A 19,346-nucleotide genomic window follows, 5' to 3' on the forward strand; every position below is an offset into this window, starting at 1 on the left:
GGCCGGTGCGGGGATCAGCCGCGGTGGCCGCGGCCCACCGCACGCGAGATGTGCTGCGCCGCCTTCTCCATCGCCTGCAACTGCCGGTCGCCCAGGGACTCGTTCGCGGCGAAGCTGTAGGTGCACAGGGTGCCGTAGTTCTTATGGTCGTCCAGCACGATCGGTGTGGTGATGAACGAGCCGATCCTCGCCGGCGGCGGTGGCGCATCGCGCAGCGCCGGCTCGGTGCGGGTGTCGGGCACCAGGCGCGGCAGCCGGCCTTCGACGACATGGTGGCACCAGGTTCGCTCCAGCTCCCGCACCTCGCCCGGTACGTGGGCCTGCTCCTGCGCGGGGTTCGCCACCTGGCGGATGACATGTTTGTCGCCGTCGAACTCCGCGACGAAGACCACGTCCATGCCCAGCCGCTCGCGCAGCACCTGCAGCACCTGGGTGACCGACGCGTCGACCATCGCGTCGGACTGCTCGGCGGTCGCCAGCAGCATTTCGCTGACGGTCACGTCGAGCTGCTCCAGGTCGTCGGATTCGAATACGTTGCGGTTCATGTCGAATGCCTCCGGACGGCATGGTAACGCCGGGCGACCGGATACCGCCGTGCCACGGGTGCAGTCGGGCATCACCCGCGGGTCGATGGATTTTCGCCGAGTGCGGCCATGGCTATCCGCGACCGGCCGCCCGGTTCCATCCGATGCGGGCACGGCCCGCCGGTCTACAGCTTGCGCAGGAAGGCCTGCGTGCTCCGGTGCGCCCGCCGCTTTTCCACCGTGCGACGTCCCGCACGGGTCAGCGAGTCCACCCGGGCCGACATCGCGAGCACCGCGCCGTCGCGGGCGCAGACCGGCTGCCGGATGTCGGCGACCACCAGACCGGCGGCGACGTAGGCACGCACCGTGTCCACCTCCGGACCGTCGATCTCCGCCGGCAATTGCATGATGTCGAGCTTTTCCAGCAGTGCGTAAGGCATGATGCGTCCCTACGAAGAAATGAAGAAGTAAGGTTGACAAACGCTGCGGGTCGTCCGGCCCACGGCACCCGGACAGGACCGCGCGGCGGATTCAAAGCTCGTCATTGCGCTCCAGTTCACCCAAACCCAGTTCTGCGCCAGCGGGTGGATCGGCCTGCGGGTCGGAAGCGGTGCGCAGGGCCATGGCCGTCACCAGTTCCTCCTCTTCGGCGGTCAGGCCGACGCTGGGCATGCCCGAGCCGCCGTCCACCGCGATCGCGTCTTCCAGCCTCGACACCACGTCGAACCGGGCCGGGTCGTTCCACGGGCCGGGTGCCGGCACCGCCTCGCCCTGCGACAGGTCGAAGTAGGTGCGGGTGAAGCGCGGATCGCCCGGCAGCTTGCCCGGCGGGAAGGGGCGTTCGATCAAATAAGCGCCTTCTCGAACATCTGCTGGTGGGCGACTTTCCGCCGACATTTCGCCTTGTGGGCCGCCGAACTGCTCCAGCATCAGGTTGGCGAGGCCCGGGTTGCATTCTTCGACACGCACCGTGTACTGCAGACGCTTGTTGTGACTGAACATGGGAGTGACTTTCGTGGGGTGGAGATAGACGGAGGTGAGGCGAGGAGGAAACGGATTCCGGATCGGGCGTGCCGCGCCATTCAGGTTCGTCCGCGTAAAAATCACCGCGTGCCATCCACACGGGACGGGCGCTGTAGGTAGCCGCCGACAAAGCTTTGTCGGACCCGGTCCACGATTCGTTTGGAGGGTGTTCGATCAGCCTGCCCGCCGGGTCGGTCCACCGCCGACCCGGGCCGCGTTTCCACCCGCGCGGCGCGTCGTTAGACTCGGGCCCGTCGCACCGCAACCGTTCGTGCGGCCCCGCCCCCGGGGGGCGCGGGCCGGCCGGGCTCCCGGCGATCCGTCTCCCCCGGTCGCGTCCTGCTACAGTTTCGATAGCTTGTAGTCGTCGAGCAGCAACCCCCACAGGCACTTTTCCTTGAAATCCTTCGACGCCATCGTCATCGGTGCCGGCGCGGCCGGCCTTTTCTGCGCGGGCGTGGCGGCGCAGCGCGGGTTGCGGGTGCTGCTGGTCGACCATGCGGACAAGCTGGCCGAGAAGATCCGCATCTCGGGCGGCGGCCGCTGCAACTTCACCAACCGGGAGCTGGACCCGGCCGCGCCGCAGAAGCACTTCGTCGGCCAGAACCCGCACTTCTGCCGCTCGGCGCTGGCGCGCTACACGCCGCAGGATTTCATCGCGCTGGTGCAGCGGCACGGCATCGGCTTCCACGAAAAGCACAAAGGCCAGCTCTTCTGCGACCGCTCGGCCGAAGACATCATCGGCATGCTGCTGGCCGAATGCGGCGGCGGGGCCAGTGGCGGCGGCGTCGAGCGCTGGCAGCCGTGCAAGGTCGAATCGGTGCGCTTCTCGGAGGCCGAGGGCTACGCCGTCGAGACCCACCGCGGCCCGACATGTGCGCCGCAGCTGGTGATCGCCACCGGCGGGCTGTCGATCCCCAAGATCGGCGCCACCGACTTCGGCTACCGCATCGCCCGGCAGTTCGAGCTGCGCACCGTCGCGCAGCGGCCCGGCCTGGTGCCGCTCACCTTCGACGGAGACGCCTGGGCGCCCTACGCATCGCTCGCAGGCCTGGCGCTGCCGGTGGAGGTGGCGACCGGCCCGAAGAAGGCGCGCGCCGCCTTCCTGGAAGACCTGCTTTTCACCCACCGGGGCCTTTCGGGGCCGGCGATCCTGCAGATCTCCAACTATTGGCAGGAGGGCGTTCCGCTGGCGCTCGATTTCGCCCCGGGCACCGACGTGCCGGCGCGGCTGTCGCAGGCCAAGGCGGTCTCGAAGAGGCGGGTCGCCAACGAGCTGGCGCTGATGGTCCCGTCGCGCCTGGCCGACACCTGGACGGACGGCGACGCCGCCCTGCAGCGCCCGGTCAACGAGGTGCCCCACAAGTCGCTCGCCGCGCTGGCGGCACGCATCGCGCAGTGGACCATCGTGCCGACCGGCACCGAGGGCTACCGCAAGGCCGAGGTGACGCTGGGCGGGGTGGACACGCGCGATCTGTCGTCGCAGACGATGGAAGCCCGCAAGCAGCCGGGGCTGTTCTTTTTGGGCGAGGTGGTCGACGTGACCGGTTGGCTGGGTGGCTACAACTTCCAATGGGCCTGGGCCAGCGGCCATGCCTGCGGGCAGGCGCTGCAGCCCGCCACGACCTGACGCTATACTTTCGATAGCTAAAGGTCGTTGAGGCACGCTGGCTGCAGGCACTTTTTATATGCGGAAGCGCGACGAGAGCGTGTTATCCACTTCGACCTACCCCGCGAAATCCGGGGAGCGGCCCGGCGGCGAGGCGCAGGACGCGCCGCGGTGTGGATAGCGGCAACGCGGCGGCCGGGCCTCTGCCCGGCTTTCCCGAAGCGGGGGTCCCGCGGCAGGCGCTCGCGGCATTGCGGCCCTTGCCCGGGCACGAGCCTCGGGCGGCGGCCCGCGCCTTGCGATCGCCCGCCGCGGAACCCACGCGCTTGTGTCGAAGTGCATAACACTTTCTAAATGGACGTTACCGCCGCCGGGTCGCCGCACGAATATCCGGGCACCTGCCGCCGGCAACGCGATATAATGCTCGGCTTTGCTGGCAAACCCCCGGCGGCCTGATCACCTCAAGCCGGGGAACAATCTCAGCACGCCGGTCACGGGCCCGATCTCCCGCGATTCCAAGCGGCTGCACATATCTCGGAAAACATTACGTAATGACGACCATCCGTGTTAAAGAAAACGAGCCCTTCGACGTGGCTCTTCGCCGCTTCAAGCGCACCATCGAAAAGCTCGGCCTGCTGACCGACCTGCGCGCCCGCGAGTTCTACGAGAAACCGACGGCCGAGCGCAAACGCAAGAAGGCCGCCGCCGTCAAGCGCCACTACAAGCGCGTGCGCAGCATGCAGCTGCCCAAGAAGCTGTACTGATCCCTGCCGGGGGCCTGCGGGCTTTCCGACAGCAACCCGCGCTCGGGACGCCAGGCGCGGGTTTTTTCGTTCGCGACTCCTTTCGCACGCACTCCGGCAACGCCGCACCCGACCATTTGCCAACCCCAGGAAACACCATGGCCCTCAAGGAACAGATCACCGACGACATGAAGACCGCGATGCGCGCCAAGGACAGCGAGCGCTTAGGCACGATCCGCCTGCTGATGGCGGCGATGAAGCAGAAGGAAGTGGACGAGCGGGTGGACCTCGACGACGCGGCGATCGTCGCCATCGTCGACAAGCTGATCAAGCAGCGCAAAGACTCCGTCGCCGCGTTCGAGCAGGCCGGCCGCACCGACCTGGCCGCCAGGGAAACCGCAGAGCTGACCGTGCTGCAGGCCTACCTGCCCGCACGGCTCTCGACAGACGAAGTGACCGCCGAGGTGCGCGCCGTGGTCGCCGACATCACCGCCGAACTGGGCCGCGCACCGACCGCCGGCGACATGGGCAAGGTCATGGGCTCAGCCAAGACCCGCCTCGCGGGCAAGGCCGACATGGCCCGGGTATCCACCGCGGTGAAGGCCGCACTGGCCGGCTGATCGGCTTTCCGGCCACGCCCTGCAGTTACTGGCGCTTGCACAAAGGCGGCCCGGCGGGGCCGCCGCCGGACGGACGGTGTTAACTTCCGATCGACAAGGGCGTTCTCATAGCATGGCTGTCTCTGCACTTGTTCTCCGCCTGCGCCGCTGGTGCAAGCCCTTCCTGGCGGCGCTGCTGGCCGCCTCCGCACTGCATGCCACGGCCCAGGCCGATCCTCCCGAACGCATCGCGCGCTTCGACCTGATCGAAGGCAGCGCGCAGCACCAGACCGGCATCGACCACCAGACCCGGCCCGCCGACACCCACTGGCCGCTGATCGCAGGCGACCGCGTCTGGACCGACACCGGATCGCGCGCCGAGATCGACAGCGGCGGCATGCGGCTGCGGCTCGACGGCGCCTCGGTGATGGAATTCACCGCGCTCGATCCGCAGACCACCCAGTTGAAGCTCACCCAGGGCACCCTCGGCGTCCAGCTGCGCGCGGCCGAGCCGGGCCAGCGCTACGAGATCGACACGCCCAACCTGGCCTTCGTGCTCACCCGCCCGGGCCGCTACCGGATCGACGTCGACCCGGGCCAGGGACTCACCCGGATCGCGGCCGTGGAGCCCGGTGCCGCGGGTGTCGTGTATGGCGAGAAAGGCGAATCGCTGCCGCTCCCCGGGCCGCAGCGGCGCGATTTCGTCGGCCGCGATCTCGGCTCGCCGGGCCTGCTCGCAACCGTGGTGGCGGGCGACGACTTCGATCGCTGGTTCGAGCAGCGGGCGCGGCTGGATGCGGCCTCGGTCAGCGCCCGCTACGTCTCGCGCGAGATGCCCGGCTACCGGATGCTCGACGGCCAGGGCGACTGGCAGAACGACGGCACCTACGGCACCGTCTGGTACCCCAACGGTGTGGCGGCCGATTGGGCGCCCTACCGCTACGGCCGCTGGGAATGGGTGCAGCCCTGGGGCTGGACCTGGATGGACGACGCGCCCTGGGGCTTCGCCCCGTTCCACTACGGCCGCTGGACGCAGATCAGCAGCCGCTGGGCCTGGGTGCCGGGGCCGGCGCACATCCGGCCGACCTACGCGCCCGCCCTGGTCGGCTTCGTCGGCAGCCGGATCGAGACCGGCACCCTCGTGCTCGGCAACGGCCGGCCGGGCGTGGCGTGGTTCCCGCTGGCGCCCGGCGAAGCCTGGCGCCCCGGCTACCGCGCCAGCCCCCGCTACCTGGGCGACATCAACCGCGGCTGGGACCTGCACGGCACCGCCGAGGCGGCCGCCGGCTCGTACCGGTTCCTGAACCGGCCGGGTGCGGTATCGGGCATCGGTGCCGAAGACTTCGGCCGCCGCTGGGGCGATCGCCGGCGGATGGAAGCGGTGACGGCCGAGGAACTGGCCCGCGCCCGCGCGGTGCAGCCGCCGATCTTCCGGGCCGGTGCCGGCTACGGCGGCCCCGGCCAGGCAGGCATGCCGCCGCAGGTGCCGCGCGGCGTTTACGGCACGACGGGCGTCGGTGGCCAGCCGTTCACCGCCGGCCCGCCGGGTGGCGCGCTGGCCGACCAGGCGCGCCAGCACCAGCTGGCCCAGGAGCAGCGCCAGCGGGAGCTGCAACAGTACCGCGACATCCAGCAGGTCGAGCAGATGCGCAATGCGCAGGAGCGGTTCCAGCCCGGCTTCTCCCAGCGCCGGGCCGAGGACCAGCGGCGCGCCCAGCAGGTCTACCAGGAGCAGGTCCGCATCCAGCAGCTCGACCACGAACGCCGCGACCAGTTCCGCATGGAGCAGAACCAGCGGGAGCAGGCGGTTCAGCGCATGGAACAGCAGCAGCAACAGCAGCGCTTCCAGATGCAGCAGCAGCAAGAGCGTCAGGGGCAGATGCAGCAGCAGATCCGCCAGCACCAGGACCAGCAGCGCCAGCAGATGCAACAGCAGCGGGAATCGATGCAGCAGCAGATGCAGCCCAGCCGCGGGATGGGCGGCGCGCCGCACCATCGCTTCGAGGTGCGTCCGGGCGGCTAACGGTCAGCGGGCCGGCACACGCGCCCGCCACCGGTTCGTGGCTACATCTGTTCGATCATGACCTGGCCGAATCCCGAGCAGCTCACCTGCGTGGCGCCTTCCATGAGACGCGCGAAGTCGTAGGTGACCTTCTTGCGTGCGAGCGCCTTTTCCATCGATGCGATGATCAGATCGGCCGCCTCGGTCCAGCCCATATGGCGCAGCATCATCTCGGCCGAGAGAATTTCGGAGCCCGGGTTGACGTAGTCCTTGCCGGCGTATTTCGGCGCGGTGCCGTGGGTGGCCTCGAACATCGCCACCGTATCGCTCATGTTGCCGCCCGGCGCGATGCCGATGCCGCCGACCTGGGCCGCCAGCGCGTCCGAGATGTAGTCGCCGTTGAGGTTGAGGGTGGCGATCACGCTGTACTCGGCCGGGCGCAGCAGGATCTGCTGCAGGAACGCATCGGCGATCGAATCCTTGACCGTGATGTCCCTGCCGGTCTTCGGGTTCTTGAACTTCATCCACGGGCCGCCGTCGATCGGCTCGGCGCCGAACTCCTTTTGCGCCAGGGCATAGGCCCAGTCCCGGAAGCCGCCCTCGGTGAACTTCATGATGTTGCCCTTGTGGACGACGGTCATGCTGGGCTTGTCGTTGTCGATGCAGTACTGCAGCGCCTTGCGCACCAGGCGCTCGGTGCCCTCGATCGACACCGGCTTGATGCCGAGCGCGGACGTTTCGGGGAACCGGATCTTGTCGACGCCCAGCTCGTCTTTCAGCAAACGGATCAGCTTTTTCGCTTTTTCGCTGCCGGCTTCGAACTCGATGCCGGCGTAGATGTCCTCCGAGTTTTCGCGGAAGATCACCATGTCGGTCTTCTCCGGCTCGCGCACCGGGCTCGGCACGCCCTTGAAGTAGCGGATCGGCCGCAGGCAGACGTAGAGGTCTAGCTGCTGGCGCAGGGCCACGTTCAATGAGCGCATGCCCCCGCCCACCGGCGTAGTGAGCGGGCCCTTGATCGACACCACGTAGTCGCGCACCACGTCCAGGGTCTCCTCCGGCAGCCAGACGCCGGGTCCGTAGACCCGCGTCGCCTTCTCGCCGGCGTAGACCTGCATCCAGTGGATCCTGCGGGCGCCGCCGTAGGCCTTGGCCACCGCCGCATCGACCACCTTCAGCATGACCGGGGTGATGTCCTGGCCGGTACCGTCGCCTTCGATGTACGGAATGATCGGCTCGTCGGGGACATTCAGGGTCGTGTCGGCATTGACGGTGATCTTCTGGCCTTGGGCGGGCACCTGGATGTGCTGGTAAGACATGGGAAACCTCAGGGGAAGCGGGAGGAAAGATGCATCCGACGGACGGTAACAGGCGGGACAAAGCCGTCGATTCTATGTCCGATAAATTTGCATACTTGCCGTCAACGACGGTGCGCAAGACCGCGTTGAAACTCGGCCTTCCGGCGTTTCGGAAGGCCCGCTCCCATCCCTCTTGTTTCCGATCCAGGATACCGTCACATGAACAAGCTCCTCGCCACCCTGATCGCCGGTTTCTTCGCGATGGGCGCTTTCGCCCAGCAGGCACCGCAAGGCAACTCCAGCACCTCGGCCTACTCTCCCGCCCGGTCGCAAGCTGCCGGCGAGGCACGCAAGCAGGCCCGCATGTCCAAGCACAAGGCGGTCAAGAAGCACAAACATCCCAAGGGCCCGCACGCCGCCGGCCACGAGCCGCGGCACCCGAAGCAGCCGGTTGCGGCAGACGCCCACAAGGGCTGATCGAAAACCGCTGCGTACTTCGTTGCGGAGAGACCCGATCGACATAAGCGGCCGCCAGCGGCCGCTTTTTTCATGCCCGCCGTCTCCGCACCCGCGCCGCACGCCGAAGCGCTCCCTGCGTGAGAATCGACATCCCTTCCCATCGTTCGAAATCCGCACATGAAGAATGCACCGTCCCGCCGTTTTCTCTGGGCACTGCTGTACTCGACCCTGCTGGCTGCTACCGGCGCACAGGCGCAGGACAGCCCGAACGGCGTGCCGCAGACCGATCTCCCGCGCGTGCCGCTGATGGCGGGTATGTACCGGATCGATGCCCAGGTGGCCACGAAACCGGACGAGCGTCAGACAGGCCTGATGTACCGCCGCGAGATGCCCCAGCACGAAGGCATGCTGTTCATCTTCGAACAACCGGCCACGCAGTGCTTCTGGATGAAGAACACGCTGCTGCCGCTCACCGCGGCCTTCGTGGCCGACGACGGCACCATCGTCAACCTGGCCGACATGCAGCCGCTCAAGACCGATTCGCACTGTTCCACCAAGCCGGTGCGCTACGTGCTCGAGATGAACCAGGGCTGGTTCGACCACAAGAAGTTCAAGGCCGGCTTCAAGCTGACCGGGGCGCCTTTCCAGAGTCGCTGACCGGCGCGCTCGGCAGCGCCTGGCCGGCGTCCGCGACGACGTCGACCGACTTCGCGCGCACGCCGATGACATCCAGGGCCATGCTGCCATCGGCCAGCGTAGCCTTGAGCGACTGGCCCGCGGCCACCTGCCGCACGCTCTGAACGACGCCGCCCTGCGCATCCTCGATCCATGCATAGCCGCGCTGCAGTACCAGCGCCGGGTCGAGCAGTTCGAGCCGCAACTGCGCACGGTCGAGTACGGCGGCATGCCGAGCCAGCGACGACGACACCGCCGGTGCCAGTGCCTGCGCCAGCCGCTGCTGCAGATGCGCGGCCCGCTGCAGCACGGCACGGGCACCGTAGCGCAGGGTGTGCATCTGCCGATTGAGCTGCAGCCGCTGCTCCGCCAGGCGCGACGACGGCCGGCCGACGCGGGCCGCCAGCGTGTCGATGCGCTGGCTTTGGCGGTCCAGCACCCGCAGCACCGCGCTCTCCAGCGCGTCGGAGGCCTGGTCCAGCCCGGCGAGCAGCACGTCGCGTGCCGGCGCCGACAACTCGGCCGCCGCCGTGGGGGTCGGCGCGCGCAGGTCGGCGACGAAGTCGGTCAGGGTGAAATCGGTCTCGTGCCCCACGCCCGTCACCACCGGCACCGGGCTGGCGGCCAGGGTGCGCACCAACGACTCGTCGTTGAACGCCCACAGGTCTTCCATCGAGCCGCCGCCGCGCACCAGCAGGATCACATCGACCGGCTGTGGGTCCTGCGGCCGGCGTGCGTGGACATACAAAGCCTCCAGCGCCCGCACCAGTTCGGCAGGCGCGCCGGCGCCCTGCACCGCGGCGGGTGACAGCAGCACCGGCAGGTGCGGCGCGCGGCGGCGCAGCGCCGTCACCACGTCGTGCAAGGCGGCAGCGCCCAGAGACGTGACGACGCCGATACCGCGCGGCATCGGCGGCAGCGCGCGCTTGCGTGCCGGATCGAACAATCCCTGCGCCTCCAGCCGGGCCTTGCGCAGCAGGAACTGCTCGAACAGGCCGCCCTGCCCGACCCGGGACATCGACTCGGCCACCAGTTGCAAATCGCCCCGGGCTTCGTAGACGCCGAGCCGCCCACGCACATCCACCAGCTCGCCGTCGCGCGGGTTGAAGTCGAGCAGCCCGGCCGCGCGGCGGAACATCGCGCAACGCACCTGGCCCTGCGCGTCCTTCAACGAGAAGTAACAGTGTCCGCTGAACGCGCGGGAGAAACCGGCGATCTCGCCGCGCACCGCGACCGGGTTGAAGCGGGCGTCGAGCGCATCGCCGACGGCGCGGCACAGCGCACCGACCGGCCAGACGCGCGCACCCGCAGGCTGGCCGGGTTCAAGCATGGAACGGCCTGCCAGGCGAGCCGGAATCGAGAGAAAGGACTGCTGTTTTTTTCATCGAACTGTCGCATGCCAATGCCGGCGCGGGCTGCAGCCGCAATCCGCCGGCTTGCGCACAAACTTATCCACACGATCTGTGAGCGACCGGCCGGCGGGCCGGCACGGGCGGCGAAGCATGTCGCCGAAGGCGTGCGCCATAATCCCGGCCGACATCGTAGTACGCCACCGGAGGAAGTCCTTTTGTTCTCGATCATACAAGCGGCCGGATGGCCGATATGGCCCCTGGTGCTCTGCTCCGTGCTGGCCCTGGCCCTCGTCATCGAGCGCTTCCTGAGCCTCAAGACCTCGAAGGTCGCCCCGCCGAAACTGCTTGACGAGGCGTTCGCCGTGTCGGCCCGCACGGTGCCCGGCCCCGACGTGGTGACGCAACTGGAGCAGAACTCGGTTCTCGGCACGGTGCTCGCCAGCGGCTTCCGGGCGCTCAACAGCAACCCCAGCTGCAGCGAGAGCGATCTGCGCGCCGCGATCGAGGGCGCGGGCCGCAGCGCAGCGCACCGGCTGGAGCGCTACCTGAGCGCGCTGGCCACCATCGCGTCGGCCGCGCCGCTGCTCGGGCTGCTGGGCACGGTAATCGGCATGATCGAGATTTTCGGATCGCAACCGGGCGGCGGCGGCAACCCGGCGCAGCTGGCGCAGGGCATCTCGATCGCGCTCTACAACACCGCCTTCGGCCTGATCGTGGCGATTCCGTCGCTGATCTTCTGGCGCTATTTCCGCGGCCGGGTCGATGCCTACCTGCTGACACTGGAACTGGCGGCGGAGCGCTTCGTGCGACACCTGAACCAGTTGCGCAAATCCTGACCGCGGCATCGCCATGAGCCTCCATTTCCGCGGACGTTCCCGCATGGATTTCCGCGCCGGCAACCGGGACGAGCCCGAGATCAACCTGATCCCGTTCATCGACGTGCTGCTGGTGGTGCTCATCTTCCTGATGCTCTCCACCACCTACAGCCGCTTCACCGAGATCCAGCTGCGGCTGCCGGTGGCCGACGCGCAGGCGATGCGCGACCACCAGAAGGAAGTGCTGGTCTCCGTCAGCGGCGACGGCCGGTTCACCGTCAACAAGACGCCGATGGCCTCGGGCGCGGTCGATGCGCTGAGCAAGGCGCTGGGTGCCGCCGCGAAGGCCGGACCCGACACGGTGGTGATCATCAGCGCCGACGCGAGCGCGCCGCACCAGACCGTCGTCACGGTGATGGAAGCCGCCCGCCGCGCCGGCCTGGGCCAGATCACCTTCGCCACCCAGAGCACCGCGCGCGCCGGCGGCACGCCCTGAGCCGCCGATGACGCCGGGCGGCGGCCTGCGGGAGCGGCTGCAGGACGCATGGCTGAAGCGGGGACCTCTGGCCTGGTCGCTGCGGCCCGCGTCGTGGGTCTACCGCGCGCTCTGGAACCTGCGCCTGGCGGCCTATCGGCGCGGCTGGCGGCGCACCGAGCGGGTCGGTGTCCCGCTCATCGTCGTCGGCAACGTGGTGGCCGGCGGGGCCGGCAAAACGCCGACGGTGATCGCCGTCGTCGAGCATCTCCAGCGGCGGGGCCTGCGAGTGGGCGTCGTCTCGCGGGGCTACGGCCGCGCCCTTGCCGCCGCTGCGCAGGACGACATTCGCGCGGTGCTGCCGCAGGACCTGCCCCAGGTCGTCGGCGACGAGCCCCTGCTCATACGGCGTCGCACCGGCGCGCCGGTCTTCGTCGGCAGCCGACGCGCCGCGACCGCCCGCCGTCTGCTGGCCGCGCACCCCGAGGTACAGCTGATCGTCTGCGACGACGGGCTGCAGCACCTGGCCCTGGGCCGCGACATCGAGATCTGCGTGTTCGACGACCGCGGCGTCGGCAACGGCTGGCCGCTGCCCGCCGGCCCGCTGCGGGAGCCCTGGCCCCGGCCGGTGGACCTGGTGCTGCACACCGGCACCCGGCCGGCGTTCGCCGGCTACCGCGGCGCGCGTCGCCTGGCCGACCATGCGCTGCAGTCGGACGGCACGGTGCTGCCGTTGACGGCACTGGCCGGCGTGGCACTGCACGCCGTGGCCGGCATCGCGCGGCCGGAGGCGTTCTTCTCGATGCTGCGCGACCGCGGCCTGGCCGTCGCCCAGGCCACCGCGCTGCCCGATCACTATCATTTCGATAGCTGGAGGCCGGCGTCGGACGCCGGCCAGCGGCTGGTTTGCACCGAAAAAGACGCCCCGAAGCTCTGGCAGGCGGCGCCGGACGCGCTGGCGGTGCCGCTGGTGTTCGTGCCCGAACCGGCCTTCCTGGCCTCCCTGGACGAGCGGGTCGATGCGCGCCTGGCACGGCTATCATCGCCCGCTCACGACGCCGCTCAAGGAAAGCCATGATCGACAGCAAACTTCTCGAACTGCTGGTGTGCCCCGTCACCAAAGGCCCGCTGGCATACGATCGCGAGAAGGACGAGCTGACATCGCGCAGCGCCCGCCTGGCCTACCCGATCCGTGACGGCATTCCGATCCTGCTGGAGAACGAAGCCCGGACGCTGTCCGACGAAGAACTGGGCCTGTGATCCCGCGCACGCGTTCGCCATGACCGCCCTGCCCTTCACAGCCTTGATCCCGGCCCGGCTGGCCTCGACCCGGCTGCCGGACAAGCCTCTGGCCGATATCGGCGGCTTGCCGATGGTGGTGCGGGTGGCGCACCGGGCCCTGGCCTCCGGAGCGGTCCGGACCGTGGTGGCGGCCGACCATCCCACGATCGTCGCCGCCTGCGAACGCCACGGCGTGGAGGCCCTGCTGACCCGCGAGAACCATGCCTGCGGCAGCGACCGGCTGGCCGAGGCCTGCGACCTGCTCCAGTTGGCCGACGACGACGTCGTCGTCAACGTGCAGGGCGACGAGCCGCTGGTGCCACCCGCGCTGGTGGCCGCCGTGGCCGCAGCGCTGCATGCCCGGCCCGAGGCCAGCATCTCCACCGCGGCGCATCCGATCGACACGCTGGCAGACTACCTCGACCCTAACGTGGTGAAGGTGGTGGCCGACGCATCGGGCCTGGCGCTGTATTTCAGCCGAGCCCCCATTCCGTGGCTGCGCTCGACCGGCGCGACAGCACTGCCCAGCCCGGCGCCGTTGCGCCATGTCGGCCTGTACGGCTACCGGGTGCGCTTCCTGCGGGCGTTCCCGCGACTCGAACAAGCGCCGCTGGAAACCGCCGAAGCGCTGGAACAGTTGCGTGCGCTGTGGCATGGCTACCGCATCGCGGTGCACCTGACACCCGAGGCGCCCGGCACCGGCGTCGACACGCCGCAGGACCTGGCGCGCGTCCGCGCGCTGTTCGCGTGAAACCAGGCTTCGGCAGCGGTTCGCGAGCGGTCGCCGGGGGCAAATCTCCCTCGAAAACCCTGTAAGCATGCGTGCTATCCTCCCGCGCAAGTCAGAGTACCGCACCCGCCCTTCCCAGCCTGTCCTCGACGGCGCGCCGCGCGGCCCGCGGTGCCACCGCCATATTTCACCATCCGAGGACTTCCATGAGACTGATTCTGCTGGGCGCGCCCGGCGCGGGCAAGGGCACCCAAGCCGCTTTCATCTGCGAAAGGTACGGCATCCCTCAGATTTCCACCGGCGACATGCTGCGCGCGGCCGTCAAGGCCTGCACCCCGCTCGGGCTGCAGGCCGACGCGGTCATGAAGTCGGGTGCACTCGTCGGCGACCAGCTGATCATCGACTTGGTCAAGGAACGCATCGCGCAGCCGGACTGCGAAAAAGGCTTTCTGTTCGACGGTTTCCCGCGCACCATCCCGCAGGCCGATGCGATGAAGAGCGCCGGCGTCAAGCTCGACTACGTGCTGGAGATCGACGTGCCGTTCGAGGCGATCATCGACCGCATGAGCGGCCGCCGCTCGCACCCCGCATCGGGCCGCACCTACCATGTGAAGTTCAATCCGCCGAAAACCGAAGGCAAGGACGACGTCACCGGAGAGGAGCTCATCCAGCGCGAGGACGACAAGGAAGCCACCGTCCGCAAGCGCCTGGAGGTGTACAGCGCCCAGACCCGTCCGCTGGTCGACTACTACGCCGACTGGGCGCGCAGGGAGCCCGACCGGGCGCCGCGCTACCGTGCCATCAGCGGCATCGGCTCGGTCGACGAGATCACGCGCCGCGCGCTGGAAGCGCTCTCGGCATAACGCTCGTTTCGCATCCCTGGATCAAGGCCGCTCAGCGGCCTTTTTCTTTTACGCAAAACAGATGCGGGCCCGTAGAGACGAGCCGGAAAAACACCACGCCCCGTGCTGCCAACCGCGCCGTGCTTGCCAATCCGGTGAAACTGTTCAAAAATACAGCTACTGGATATTCAGACAGCACCGCCGCGGAGAAATGACCATGATCGACAGCCACGCAGCCCCCATCAAGCTGACCGCACGCCAGCAGGAAATTCTGGCACTCATCAAGCATGCCGTCGCGCGCACCGGCGCTCCGCCGACCCGCGCGGAGATCGCCCAGACCCTGGGCTTCAAGTCCGCGAACGCGGCGGAGGATCACCTCCAGGCCCTGGCGCGCAAGGGCGTGATCGAGCTGGTGAGCGGTACGTCGCGCGGCATCCGTCTGCGGGGCGACACCCTTCAATCGCTACACTCCGTCGGCCACCTGCCGGTTTCGCTCCCGCTGCCCGGCCTGGCGCAGCTGGCACTGCCCTTGGTCGGCCGTGTCGCGGCCGGCTCGCCGATCCTGGCGCAGGAGCATGTCGACCGTACTTACTACGTCGAGAGCGGCATCTTCCAGCAACAGCCCGACTACCTCCTGAAGGTGCGCGGCATGTCGATGCGCGACATCGGCATCATGGACGGCGACCTGCTGGCGGTGCGCTCCACCCGCGAAGCCCGCAACGGTCAGATCGTGGTCGCCCGCCTGGGCGAGGAAGTGACCGTCAAGCGCTTCCAGCGGACCGATGACGGGATCGAACTGCACGCCGAGAACCCCGACTTCGAACCGATATTCGTCCAACCCGACGAACCTTTCGAGATCGAGGGCCTGGCCGTGGGCCTGATCCGCAACACGATACTCATGTAGCGTCTTCTGCAGCGCCAGGTGGCGGGCGTTCGGCAGGCTTGGTTTTCAAGCACTGGCGACCCTGGCGGCTGCACCTCTTCCAAATCCTGCCGTTCCTGAACCTTCTTCGATCTGGAGTTACGCATGGGATTTGCCGCTATCGCACAGGCAGGGATTTTTGCGCCCTTTTCTTCCTGGATGTGGCGCCGCGCAGGAGACCGCCGGCACGCGCGCCCTGCAGCCACGCCTTCGACGCAGACCGCACCGCTGCGGCTGGTACCCCGCACCGTGAACGCAGCATCGGTCATTGCGGCGATGGGTTGCGTGGCGCCAGCCGGCGGCATGCCGTCCGCCCCGACGCGGCCGACACCGCTGCGAGTCGTGCGCGTCGTCGAAGGTCGCCAGAGCGCGCAGTACGCCGGGCGCATGGTGATCTCCGGCCGCATGGCCGACGTATGCGCGGAGCTGGAAAGGCTCGCGCCGCAGTAGACCGTCGGCACCGTCCGATCGGGGAATCGCAGCCGCTTTCGTGTCGCCGCAACAGGAACAGGCCGGGCGGGGCGTGGCCCCGTCGACGGGGTCCGGGCATCGCAATGGAGTATCCGGAAATACGCGGGCCGCGTTGGCTGCCAAGTTCTACCCGGCGGGTGACAAGGCACAATCGGGGCATGAATATTGTGATCCTCGACGACTATCAGGATGCGGTGCGCAAGCTGCATTGCGCTGCACGGTTGGACGCCTACTCCGCCAAGGTCTATACCAATACCGTCAAGGGTCTGGGCCAGTTGTCGGTCCGGCTGCGCGATGCGGAAATCATCGTCCTGATCCGGGAGCGGACACAGATCAACCGGCAGCTGATCGAGAAGCTGCCGCGCCTCAAACTGATCGCGCAGACGGGCAAGGTAGGTGGCCACATCGACGTGCAGACCTGTACCGAGCGGGGCGTGGCGGTGGCCGAGGGAGTCGGCTCGCCGATCGCGCCAGCCGAGTTGACCTGGGCGTTGACCATGGCGGCGATGCGCCGCCTGCCCCAATACATCGCGAACCTCAAGCACGGCGCCTGGCAGCAGTCGGGCCTGCGGGCCGGGTCGATGCCGCCAAACTTCGGCATCGGCAACGTGCTGCGTGGCAAGACGCTGGGAATCTGGGGTTACGGCAAGATCGGTCAGCTGGTCGCCGGCTACGGGCACGCCTTCGGTATGCATGTCCGGGTCTGGGGCCGCGATGCCTCGCGCGCCAAGGCGCGGGCCGACGGCTACCAGGCGGCCAACAGCCGCGAGGAGTTCTTCCAGCAATGCGATGTCGTTTCCCTTCATCTGCGGTTGAACGACGAGACACGCGGCATCGTCAAGCTCGACGACCTGTTGTGCATGAAGCCGACGGCCCTGATCGTGAACACATCGCGTGCGGAACTGATCGAGCCCGAGGCGCTGCTCACGGCTCTCAACCGCGGCCGGCCCGGCATGGGCGCGATCGACGTGTTCGAGACCGAGCCGCCCCTGCAGGGCCACGCCCTGCTGCGGCTGGAGAACTGCATATGCACCCCGCATATCGGCTATGTGGAGCAGGACAGCTACGAGATGTACTTCGGCGCGGCGTTCGACAACGTCATCAACTACATCCAGGGTGTTCCGACCAACATCGTGAACCCGGGTGCGCTGCAGGTCCGACGTTGAGCGTGCTGCCGTCCTGAGGCGCCGATCCACAGGGCGCCTTCCTTCTGCCGGACAGCGCCATCGCATCGTTCCACACAGAAGCTCTCGCGCGAAGGCGGCCGCGGTTGTGGCGGCTATGGCAGTCCGACCGCGAACGTCAACTGTCGGACTCGGGCGCCCTGCCCTTGTCGAGCGCTTCCAGGTCCAGCAGATCGAAGTCGATCAGGTTGTCGTCGGTCCGTGGCGCCGGCCCGAAGCCGGCAGGTACCGCAGCGGCACGCGCGTCCGGGGCGGAGGGTGGCTCCGCCGGCATGTCGAAGCCGATGAGCGGCTCCAGACCGATGCCTTCGACGTCCTGGTCCTTGCGCAACTCTTCCAACGAGAAGCTCGGGCGGTAGTCGTTCAGGGCGTCGGACGGCGGGGTGTCGGGTGGTGACGCAGGAGCCAACTCGGATTCCAGGGACGCCGCGGAGATACCCGCGCTCGATACGCCCGAGGCCGCCGCACCGGCGCCGCCGGTCACCACCGACGCACCTCGTGCCTTACCGCCCTGGCGCGAGGTCGGATCCCGCTGGATCGCAATGCGCGCCACCGCATGCAGCAGCAGGAGTTCGCGGTAGGCCTCCAGCTCGAAGGGCGCGGCGGGCAAGTGGCCCGGCTTGCGGAACAGGTAGTCCTCCAGCACGTCCAGGATGTCTTCGTGCTCCCAATGCACCTCGATGCGTGCCAGGGCCTCCGGATACTCTTCGAGCCGGCGGCGGCTCTTGAGAAAACCGGCGAAAACCGGCACGTCGGCGTTGAAGCTGGCGTTGAACTCGTCCCGCAGTTTCCGATAGGCATCGGTCAGGCTCAGCGTGTGCAAGATCTTCAGCAGGTCCAGATAGACCGCCGGGTTCACGCCAGGATGCGCGGCGATGTAGCTTTCCAGCAGCGCGATCGCCTGCTCGTACTGGCCGAGGGACACATAGAACTCGGCGTTCTGCTGCACGTCGAGCAAGGCATCGGTGTCGAGCTGGCGCAGCCCGTGCGCGGCGGCCGCCGCCGCCGCGGAGCTGGAGCCGGTCGCGGCGGGTGCCGCGTCGAATATCGGCTGCGCAGGCACGATCTCCGCCGCGACCACGGAAGCGGCCGCAGGCGCCGGTGCGACCGGCGCGGCCCGCTGCGGCAGGTCCTGCGGCGCACGGGCCACCGGCGCGGCGGCCGGGCGAGCCACCGGGGCGGGCGGTGCCACGACAGGAATCGGTTCCAGCACGGAGTCCTGGAAAAACGGCGCGACCGGCGCAGACCCCTCCGGCTGGCGCGGCCGCCACCAGACGGCGCCGGACGCATCCCGATTGCCACCGCGGCCGAACAGAAAGAAGACGAGCGCCGCCACCAGCAGCGCCAGCGCACCGAGGGCGCCCCACAGGTAGTGCTGGCGTTCGCGTTCGGCTTCGTCGACGCGGGCCTGCCATTCGGCCTCTCGGGCCCGGTCACGTGCCGCATTGTCTTGCAGCGTCTTCACCTGGTCCTGCAGGGTCTGCGCGTTGCGGTTCTGCTCGGCTTCGGCCGGGGCGGTCGTCTCCGGCGAGGCTTCCGCGAACAGGCGGCGCCAGGCGGCTGCGGCCATCGCGCGCTGTTCGGGCGTCACCGTGGCGGCCGGGGCGATCATGTCGAAAGACGGCCGCAGCGGAAGGTCGTGCTCTTCGAGCCACTCGGTCGGCGACTGGAGTTCGAGCCGCGGCACGCCCGGTGCCGGGGCCTTGCGGGCCGGCGCGGCGTCGGGCCGGCGCGGTGCGGTCGGTCGGGATGCGGCGGCGGGCCGGGCAGTGCTGGCCGCCGGAGCGCTCCGGCCGGATGCGGACGGCGGCGGCGTACGGCTGGCGGAACCCTTGTCGGCCGATGCGATCGGCGGCAGCGCGGTGCCGTCGCCGCGGCGCGGCGGCTCCGCCACCGGGCGCCCCGGCAGCACGATGGCCGGCGCCGGATCGGCCTGTGCGGTGGGCGGGGATGCGAGCAGCACGTAGCGGCGCGCCAGGCCCTGCCCGCAGCCTGCCCGCAGGTTGACCGACACGACCGGCTCGTTCACCGCGATGGCCGACGCCAGCTGGATGCGCACCTGCGACGGCTGCGCGCCCGGCAGGGTGGCGATCTGGACCCGCGACGGATCGACCCGCGTCTCGCCGTAGAACAGTTCGGCATGGGCGCAGCTTGAACCACCGTCGGACGGGCCGTCCAGCGTCAGGTCGAATGTCAGCTGGAGCGGATGGCCGACGACGGCGGCGCCCTGCGGCGATCCCAGCGAAAGCGCATGGCCCGCCGAGGCCGCGGCCAGCAAGGCGATGCCGAAAGCGGTTTTACTGCTTGTCACGCGCGGTCTTCTCCATGTCGCTCGATTCTGT

General features: G+C 68.9%; 20 protein-coding genes and 1 pseudogene. 15 read left to right on the forward strand and 6 right to left on the reverse strand.

The window, feature by feature from the left end; all coding sequences use genetic code 11:
• Positions 1–14 precede the first annotated feature (14 nt).
• The 3 genes from DFQ15_RS02145 to DFQ15_RS02155 form a co-directional block, all read right to left on the reverse strand.
• Positions 15–545: a GAF domain-containing protein gene (locus DFQ15_RS02145; RefSeq protein ID WP_158528993.1), complete on the reverse strand. Its 531-nt coding sequence runs from the start codon at positions 543–545 to the stop codon at positions 15–17.
• 164 nt (positions 546–709) lie between these two features.
• Positions 710–964, reverse strand: coding sequence for a hypothetical protein (locus DFQ15_RS02150; RefSeq protein ID WP_110464380.1), 255 nt, complete (start codon positions 962–964; stop codon positions 710–712).
• Positions 965–1,055: 91 nt separating this feature from the next.
• Positions 1,056–1,526 (reverse strand): manganese catalase family protein, encoded by a 471-nt coding sequence (locus DFQ15_RS02155; protein WP_110464381.1) that lies wholly within the window; start codon positions 1,524–1,526, stop codon positions 1,056–1,058.
• 418 nt (positions 1,527–1,944) lie between these two features.
• On the opposite strand from DFQ15_RS02155, the gene DFQ15_RS02160 reads away from it, so the two are divergent.
• The 4 genes from DFQ15_RS02160 to DFQ15_RS16915 all read left to right on the forward strand — a co-directional run bounded on the left by DFQ15_RS02160 (position 1,945) and on the right by DFQ15_RS16915 (position 6,521).
• Positions 1,945–3,177, forward strand: a complete 1,233-nt coding sequence (locus DFQ15_RS02160; protein WP_110464382.1) for a BaiN/RdsA family NAD(P)/FAD-dependent oxidoreductase — start codon at positions 1,945–1,947, stop codon at positions 3,175–3,177.
• A gap of 530 nt (positions 3,178–3,707) precedes the next feature.
• The gene (rpsU, locus tag DFQ15_RS02165) at positions 3,708–3,920 is read left to right on the forward strand and encodes a 30S ribosomal protein S21 (protein ID WP_007833691.1); all 213 of its coding nucleotides are present in this window, start codon (positions 3,708–3,710) and stop codon (positions 3,918–3,920) included.
• 137 nt (positions 3,921–4,057) lie between these two features.
• Complete coding sequence (locus tag DFQ15_RS02170) at positions 4,058–4,519, forward strand: GatB/YqeY domain-containing protein (RefSeq protein WP_110464383.1); 462 nt, start codon at positions 4,058–4,060, stop codon at positions 4,517–4,519.
• Positions 4,520–4,631: 112 nt separating this feature from the next.
• Complete coding sequence (locus tag DFQ15_RS16915) at positions 4,632–6,521, forward strand: DUF6600 domain-containing protein (RefSeq protein WP_146228620.1); 1,890 nt, start codon at positions 4,632–4,634, stop codon at positions 6,519–6,521.
• A gap of 41 nt (positions 6,522–6,562) precedes the next feature.
• On the opposite strand, the gene icd is transcribed toward DFQ15_RS16915, so the two are convergent.
• On the reverse strand, positions 6,563–7,819 hold the full coding sequence (gene icd / locus DFQ15_RS02180) for an NADP-dependent isocitrate dehydrogenase (RefSeq protein WP_110464384.1): 1,257 nt from the start codon (positions 7,817–7,819) through the stop codon (positions 6,563–6,565).
• A gap of 198 nt (positions 7,820–8,017) precedes the next feature.
• Between icd and DFQ15_RS02185 the strand changes: the two genes are divergently transcribed.
• On the forward strand, positions 8,018–8,275 hold the full coding sequence (locus DFQ15_RS02185; protein WP_110464385.1) for a hypothetical protein: 258 nt from the start codon (positions 8,018–8,020) through the stop codon (positions 8,273–8,275).
• Positions 8,276–8,434: 159 nt separating this feature from the next.
• A complete protein-coding gene (locus tag DFQ15_RS02190) occupies positions 8,435–8,914 on the forward strand; it encodes a DUF192 domain-containing protein (protein WP_110464386.1) in 480 nt (159 codons plus the stop codon).
• Positions 8,915–8,981: 67 nt separating this feature from the next.
• Here DFQ15_RS02190 and xseA read toward each other — a convergent pair.
• Positions 8,982–10,262: pseudogene (gene xseA, locus DFQ15_RS02195) on the reverse strand (exodeoxyribonuclease VII large subunit); the annotation flags it as partial.
• Between the two features lie 237 nt (positions 10,263–10,499).
• On the opposite strand from xseA, the gene DFQ15_RS02200 reads away from it, so the two are divergent.
• From DFQ15_RS02200 to DFQ15_RS02240, 9 genes are all read left to right on the forward strand, one after another.
• Positions 10,500–11,120, forward strand: coding sequence for a MotA/TolQ/ExbB proton channel family protein (locus DFQ15_RS02200; RefSeq protein WP_110464388.1), 621 nt, complete (start codon positions 10,500–10,502; stop codon positions 11,118–11,120).
• A 43-nt stretch (positions 11,121–11,163) separates the two neighbouring features.
• Entirely contained in the window at positions 11,164–11,595 is a 432-nt protein-coding gene (locus tag DFQ15_RS02205) for an ExbD/TolR family protein (protein ID WP_110464389.1), read from the forward strand.
• A gap of 7 nt (positions 11,596–11,602) precedes the next feature.
• Complete coding sequence (gene lpxK / locus DFQ15_RS02210; protein WP_110464390.1) at positions 11,603–12,652, forward strand: tetraacyldisaccharide 4'-kinase; 1,050 nt, start codon at positions 11,603–11,605, stop codon at positions 12,650–12,652.
• Positions 12,652–12,834 carry a Trm112 family protein gene (locus DFQ15_RS02215; protein ID WP_055835412.1) on the forward strand — a complete coding sequence of 61 codons (183 nt, stop codon included), beginning with the start codon at positions 12,652–12,654 and terminating at the stop codon, positions 12,832–12,834. Before lpxK ends, DFQ15_RS02215 begins: the two co-directional genes overlap by 1 nt.
• A 28-nt stretch (positions 12,835–12,862) precedes the next feature.
• The gene (gene kdsB / locus DFQ15_RS02220) at positions 12,863–13,606 is read left to right on the forward strand and encodes a 3-deoxy-manno-octulosonate cytidylyltransferase (protein WP_110464530.1); all 744 of its coding nucleotides are present in this window, start codon (positions 12,863–12,865) and stop codon (positions 13,604–13,606) included.
• Positions 13,607–13,791: 185 nt separating this feature from the next.
• The gene (gene adk / locus DFQ15_RS02225) at positions 13,792–14,448 is read left to right on the forward strand and encodes an adenylate kinase (RefSeq protein ID WP_110464391.1); all 657 of its coding nucleotides are present in this window, start codon (positions 13,792–13,794) and stop codon (positions 14,446–14,448) included.
• 196 nt (positions 14,449–14,644) lie between these two features.
• Entirely contained in the window at positions 14,645–15,331 is a 687-nt protein-coding gene (lexA, locus tag DFQ15_RS02230; protein WP_110464531.1) for a transcriptional repressor LexA, read from the forward strand.
• A 123-nt stretch (positions 15,332–15,454) separates the two neighbouring features.
• On the forward strand, positions 15,455–15,799 hold the full coding sequence (locus DFQ15_RS02235) for a hypothetical protein (protein ID WP_146228621.1): 345 nt from the start codon (positions 15,455–15,457) through the stop codon (positions 15,797–15,799).
• A 179-nt stretch (positions 15,800–15,978) separates the two neighbouring features.
• Entirely contained in the window at positions 15,979–16,986 is a 1,008-nt protein-coding gene (locus tag DFQ15_RS02240; RefSeq protein WP_110464393.1) for a D-2-hydroxyacid dehydrogenase family protein, read from the forward strand.
• 136 nt (positions 16,987–17,122) lie between these two features.
• On the opposite strand, the gene DFQ15_RS02245 is transcribed toward DFQ15_RS02240, so the two are convergent.
• Positions 17,123–19,315 carry a type IV pilus assembly protein FimV gene (locus tag DFQ15_RS02245; protein WP_146228622.1) on the reverse strand — a complete coding sequence of 731 codons (2,193 nt, stop codon included), beginning with the start codon at positions 19,313–19,315 and terminating at the stop codon, positions 17,123–17,125.
• Positions 19,316–19,346 lie beyond the last annotated feature (31 nt).

Source organism: Xylophilus ampelinus, from assembly GCF_003217575.1.
Taxonomy (GTDB): Bacteria; Pseudomonadota; Gammaproteobacteria; order Burkholderiales; family Burkholderiaceae_C; genus Xylophilus; species Xylophilus ampelinus.